The 281-nt window shown below is 56.6% G+C and carries 1 pseudogene; it reads left to right on the forward strand.

Features of this window, described 5'->3' with window-relative positions:
- Positions 1 to 133, forward strand: a pseudogene (locus AB1L30_RS00725) (integrase core domain-containing protein); the annotation flags it as partial.
- Positions 134 to 281: the final 148 nt, after the last annotated feature.

Raw genomic sequence — 281 nt, forward strand, 5'->3', positions numbered from 1 at the left:
ATTGTCATGCATGAAGTCCCATGCGATCGAGATCAGCATGGACGGTCGCGGCCGGGCATTGGACAACGTGTTCATCGAAAGATTGTGGCGAAGCGTGAAATACGAGGACATCTACCTCAAGCAATACGAATCAGGAGCCGACGAAAGCCGCGCCGAACGGATCCAGGCAGCCGGCGGCAAGGCAGAGTTCATCTCGGCCGATACCCTCTCGCGGGAATCGCTCGCCGAACTTCGTGATCAGTGTCTCGAAAAGTTCGGCCGGATCGACATGCTGGTCAACT

It is taken from the genome of Bremerella sp. JC817 (genome assembly GCF_040718835.1).
Taxonomy (GTDB): domain Bacteria; phylum Planctomycetota; class Planctomycetia; order Pirellulales; family Pirellulaceae; genus Bremerella.